Below are 4,601 nucleotides of genomic sequence, written 5' to 3' on the forward strand. Positions count from 1 at the left end.
GGATACAGGCGATCTTCACCTCAAACGCCACGCCACTTGGGGAATGCAGGTCTACACCTTCCTGTGGGGCTTCATGTTCGCCCCGCTGGCGATCCGGATGAACAACATCTGGCCGCTGATCATTGGCCATTGGCTCTACGATTACGTCCAGTTCGTCACGGTCATTACCCAGAAGGCGGAGGCGGTGCGGTTTGACCTGTGGCTCTACCCGGTCGAATTGGTCATCGGCGTGATCCTCAGCGTCCAGATCTGGCGCGATCGCGAACGGGCGTGATCTGCGCCGCCGCGGGCCATCTCCGACGCCGGGTTTCCGCGTTGCCGCCTGAAGCCCCAAGGTCACTTGCGTCTGGCCGACGGCCGCTCACGGCGCAGCGCCACCGGTTGAACTACGGCTCCGGCAAGGACTCCGCGCTGCGGGCCTCGCGGGCGCTGACGAGGCGCGGGCGCGGCTGGGCTCGATGTTCAGCTGCGCAAACCTCTCGGACGAGATGAGCGGCCTCCTCCGGAACAACCCCGACCGCATGGCCTATCGCCTCGCCCCGGAGGACCGCCGTCTGATCCGTGACCCGGCCACAGGACGGTCAGGAGGCCAGTCGATCTCCGTCCTGATGCTGCATTCGAAAGGCCGCCGGTGGCACGCTGAACCAGGTCCGGAACGACCGAGTGAAGCTGGTCCGGTCCGAAAAGCCAAGCAGGTCCGAAATTTCCTGGATGGTGCGCGACGGGTCCGAAAGCATGGCGGCGGCCAAGCGCTTGCGCTCCTCCTCCACGATCGTGCGGAAGGTCGCGCCCGACTTCGTCAGGTTTCGCTCAAGGCCACGGACCGACTTGCCCAGCGACGAGGCGACGTCGCGGAGCGACGGCGGGCGCTGCTCCGCTTCGATCGCCTCAGCCACAAGCCGGCGGACCTGGGAGACGACTGCGGCCTCGCGCATCCTTGCGCCCTGCTCGCGGGCCATGCGCAGGGCCATGTTCCAGAGGAGCGGGTCGTGCATCGGGTTCCGTTGCCGGTCCCACGATCTCGGATAGGTGACGGCGTCGGCCGGACGGCCAAATCGGAAAATCGCGCCCGGTATGCCTGGAACCTGGTCCGGATCGTCAGGTCCAGTCCAGACGAAACTCAGCTCCACCTCCCCCGGAGTCGGAGCGGAGCGGGACTCCAGAAAGCGGTGCATCTGCACGGCGAGGTTGAGCGCCACGACCAGGCTGGCCGGACCGAGATCCACATTCGAACGCAATTCGACAGTTCTGGACTCGCCTTCGACGCGGCTCTCGACGATCAGGTGCGGGTTGTTAAGTCGGGTCAACTCGACGATCGCATCCACCCCTGCCCCTAGGTCAGGTGCGAAGGCGGTCAAGAGGCCGGCCATCCGCCCGGTCGGCGCTTGTATGGCCCGCACCAAGAGAGCAGCCAGATCGCTGAAGCCAAGGTGGATCAGCAGATTTCCCTTGATCCGGACACTGTCACGCAGGGACAGGAATTCCGGCAGGTCAGGCTCCTCGCCGGAAATTTCGGAGCCGTCCAGTAGCCACGCCGGCCGACCCAGCCATGCGTCGAGCTTGCGGATTGCGGCGGAGGGAACAAGCTGGTCTCCCGCCGCGCCAAGTCCGGCGATCGCGGCGTCCACTTCGGCGGACAGTTGGAACGCGTCCCGCGGAAGCCGTGACGCCATACGCGAACTGCACATGTGCGTTCCTCACACGCGATCTGTCGAAACGTGGTCCAAGCCTATGAGAACCAGGTTCTCTATCGCACTCGCGCTCCTGCACCGACAGGTTGAAGGCTAGGCGACCGACCCGATCCGGGTAAGTCTGCCCTAGAGTTCGGTCGTCGAACCCAAGGGCGCCTTGAATTAGATCAAAGTCAGGACGACGAGGGGCACGGGGCAGGCATGCAGGACAGTTGCGTTGCAGCAGCTTCGGCCGGGTTCGCGAAGGATGACGACATTGCGCGTCTGGCCGCCCGCCTTGCGATGGAGCACTTCCTTCGGACCGCCCTGGGCCTTGCCAACATGTTGCCCGGCGAGGACCTCCTCACGATGCTGGTCCACCGCGCCATCGTGACGGCGAACCTGGCGCACCTCGATGTCGACCCGTCAGTCCGCCAATACGCGACGCTGGCGGCCGCTCCGCCCGATGAGGTCCGCCGCCCCGTGAGCGTTCGTGCGATCGCCGCGTCTGTCGGGATCCCGTTCGAGAACGTTCGTCGTCGGGTCCAGCGCCTTGTCGAACTGGGTCTGTGCCGAAGGGTGCGAGGTGGCATGATCCTCCCCGCCGTGTCCCTGGAGGGTCCGGAGGCGGAACTCGCGTTGCTGGCCAACATGGCGGGTCTGCGACGCCTGTTCCGGCGACTTGAGAGTGCGGGGTTCGACCTTTCGGGGGACGCGTCCTCGCCGCGTTTGCGTCGTCCGGTGGCGGAAGCGGACACACGCCTGGCGCATGAGGACAATGGCGACTGACGCGAACTTGCGTAGAGCTTGGCTCGGCTAAGGTCGGAAGACAGCTCTCGGCGGTCGCGATTGGGAGGAACGGCATGGACCTGATGAGGATCATCCGGTCGTTCGAGGAATTCATCTACGAGGTCATGACCTGGCTGCTGTTCTACCCGCGAACCCTGGTCCGGATTCTGCGCCATCCGGTCGGGATGCTGGAGTATGCGATCGCCGAACAGGCCGATCCACCCGAGGACCAGTACAGCGACAGCCTGAGCCCGCCGCTCTTCCTCATGCTGACGGTCGTCGTCTGCTACATCGTGGAGCGGATGACGCACTTGGCGCCCGCTCACGCGACCAACGGACTTCTGGGGCAGTTGCTGAAATCTGCGGAATCGACGCTTGTGACCCGCTCGTTGCTCTATGCGATCTTCCCGCTGGTCTTCGCTGCCGACTATATCCAGGTGAAGCGATTGGCGTTGACCCGCCAGACGCTGCGCCCGGCCTTCTTCGGCCAATGCTACCTGGCGGGTGGATTCATCCTGCTGATCGCAATCGGGGCAACCGCGCTGCGACTGCATGCCCAGCCTGTCATAGGCGCAGCCCCGATCGCCGTCGGCGTGGTCTGGTATCTGACGGCCAACACCCTGTGGTTCCGCAAGTCGCTCGCTATTGGCGCCCCGAGCGCCGTCATGCTGGCGCTGCGGGGCTTCGCGCTGGCCATGATCATTATACTGGCCTTGCTGACGGGGATCGCGCTCACGTCCCTCACCTCGACCTGACGAGGCCGAGGCGCGGCGGACCCGCCGCCGCGCCGGCCAAGATCAACTACGGCTTGGCCGGAGCCGCCGGCGCTTCCGGGAGCGGAGCCGTCGAGGGCGCCGAAGGCGCGCCCGCGGCGAACAGGTGCGTGTCCGCAGCGCCGCCCTTGAGCTTCTTCGCGTCGTCGCAGAAGGCCGCCTTGTCCTCCGCATGCGAGCCGATGATCGAACCGCTGCTCATCCCGAGAAACATCAGGACCGCATCGTGCTCGTGCTGCTTCTGCGCGTCCGATGCGTCGGCCGCACCGAGAGCCAGGGTGGCTTCGACGGCGCGGCCCAGCTTTTGGGCGTCGACCTCCAGATCGCTGCAGAGCGCCGAGGCCGCCATGTAGTAGCCCATGTTGAGGATGCGGCCCTGTTGTTCCGCGTTGAAGGTCGCCGCCATCAGCGCGGTGACGACATCGCCGGTTTCGACCCTGGCGGCGTCGCGTCCCGAGGGCGGCGCGGCTGCTGCGGCAGCCTCCGGCTTCTTGGCGGGGCTGCATCCGGCGAGCAGGGCGACCCCGGCGGCGAGCGCGAGATATCGGGTGCGTTGCATGTTCGCGCTCCTAGTAGCGATACTTGAATTCACGATTGGTCCAGTAGGCCGAGTACCCGCGGCCGCGCTCGTAGCAGGTGCGCTGGTTGGGGTAGCAATCGACATCCCTCGCCGGCGAGTAGGAACCCCTTCCGCCGCGGTCGTCGTCGCGGTCATTGTCCTTCTTGTGGTTGGCCGCGGCGGCGGCCAGCAGGCCCACCGCCAGGGCGCCCGCGACGATGGCGGTCGAATTGTCCTTTTTCTTCTTGTCCTCGCGGCCCGCCGACAGATTGCAGTCGCCGGACGACCGGCTCTCGATCTCACGGTAGCGCCCGTTTGAAACATAGAGGCTGATGCACTCGCGGCCGCGGTCGCGCCACCAGAGCTGATTGCCGCCCTCGTTGTGATCGAACACATAGCCTCGCGCGTTCAGGCTGCCCTCGGCCTGGCCGGCCTTGGCGCCGATAAGGTCCATCGGCTGGGCCAGGGCCGTTCCGGAGATCATTCCGGCGATGATCGAGCCGACGAGTATCGTCCGACGACAGTTCTGCATCTTCGTCTCCTTTGTCGTTTCCGCAGGGACGTGCACGGCGCGGGGATTCACCAGATCCGCACCCGTTGTTCCGGCGGCAGGTAGAGCTTGGATTGCGGCGTCGCGCCGAACGCCGCGTACCAGGCGTCGATGTTGCGGACGATGCCGTTGGTCCGGAATTCTCCGGGGCTGTGGTTGTCGGTCAGAGCCCGCCGCTGAATATCTTCGGGCGTCGACAGCGAGCGCCAGGCCTGGGCCCAGGACAGGAAGAATCTCTGGTCGCCGGTGAACGCGGCCAG

Annotated in this window: 7 protein-coding genes; 3 read left to right on the forward strand and 4 right to left on the reverse strand. The window is 65.8% G+C overall.

Going from position 1 to position 4,601, the window contains the following annotated elements; genetic code table 11:
* Positions 1-274 (forward strand): CPBP family glutamic-type intramembrane protease (locus QZV94_RS23430; RefSeq protein ID WP_293682635.1); only part of this gene is annotated, 274 nt, incomplete at its 5' end.
* Between the two features lie 307 nt (positions 275-581).
* On the opposite strand, the gene QZV94_RS23435 is transcribed toward QZV94_RS23430, so the two are convergent.
* A complete protein-coding gene (locus tag QZV94_RS23435; protein WP_293682637.1) occupies positions 582-1,628 on the reverse strand; it encodes an AraC family transcriptional regulator in 1,047 nt (348 codons plus the stop codon).
* Positions 1,629-1,892: 264 nt separating this feature from the next.
* On the opposite strand from QZV94_RS23435, the gene QZV94_RS23440 reads away from it, so the two are divergent.
* Complete coding sequence (locus QZV94_RS23440) at positions 1,893-2,459, forward strand: hypothetical protein (RefSeq protein ID WP_293682639.1); 567 nt, start codon at positions 1,893-1,895, stop codon at positions 2,457-2,459.
* 74 nt (positions 2,460-2,533) lie between these two features.
* Positions 2,534-3,214 carry a hypothetical protein gene (locus tag QZV94_RS23445; protein WP_293682641.1) on the forward strand — a complete coding sequence of 227 codons (681 nt, stop codon included), beginning with the start codon at positions 2,534-2,536 and terminating at the stop codon, positions 3,212-3,214.
* Between the two features lie 46 nt (positions 3,215-3,260).
* Here the strand turns inward: QZV94_RS23445 and QZV94_RS23450 are convergent, their stop codons facing one another.
* The 3 genes from QZV94_RS23450 to QZV94_RS23460 all read right to left on the reverse strand — a co-directional run.
* A complete protein-coding gene (locus QZV94_RS23450; protein ID WP_293682643.1) occupies positions 3,261-3,791 on the reverse strand; it encodes a hypothetical protein in 531 nt (176 codons plus the stop codon).
* A 10-nt stretch (positions 3,792-3,801) separates the two neighbouring features.
* Complete coding sequence (locus tag QZV94_RS23455) at positions 3,802-4,323, reverse strand: hypothetical protein (protein WP_293682645.1); 522 nt, start codon at positions 4,321-4,323, stop codon at positions 3,802-3,804.
* A gap of 47 nt (positions 4,324-4,370) precedes the next feature.
* A partial coding sequence (locus QZV94_RS23460) for a M13-type metalloendopeptidase (RefSeq protein ID WP_293682647.1) occupies positions 4,371-4,601 on the reverse strand: 231 nt, incomplete at its 5' end.

Source organism: uncultured Phenylobacterium sp. (genome assembly GCF_902826855.1).
Classification (GTDB): domain Bacteria; phylum Pseudomonadota; class Alphaproteobacteria; order Caulobacterales; family Caulobacteraceae; genus Phenylobacterium.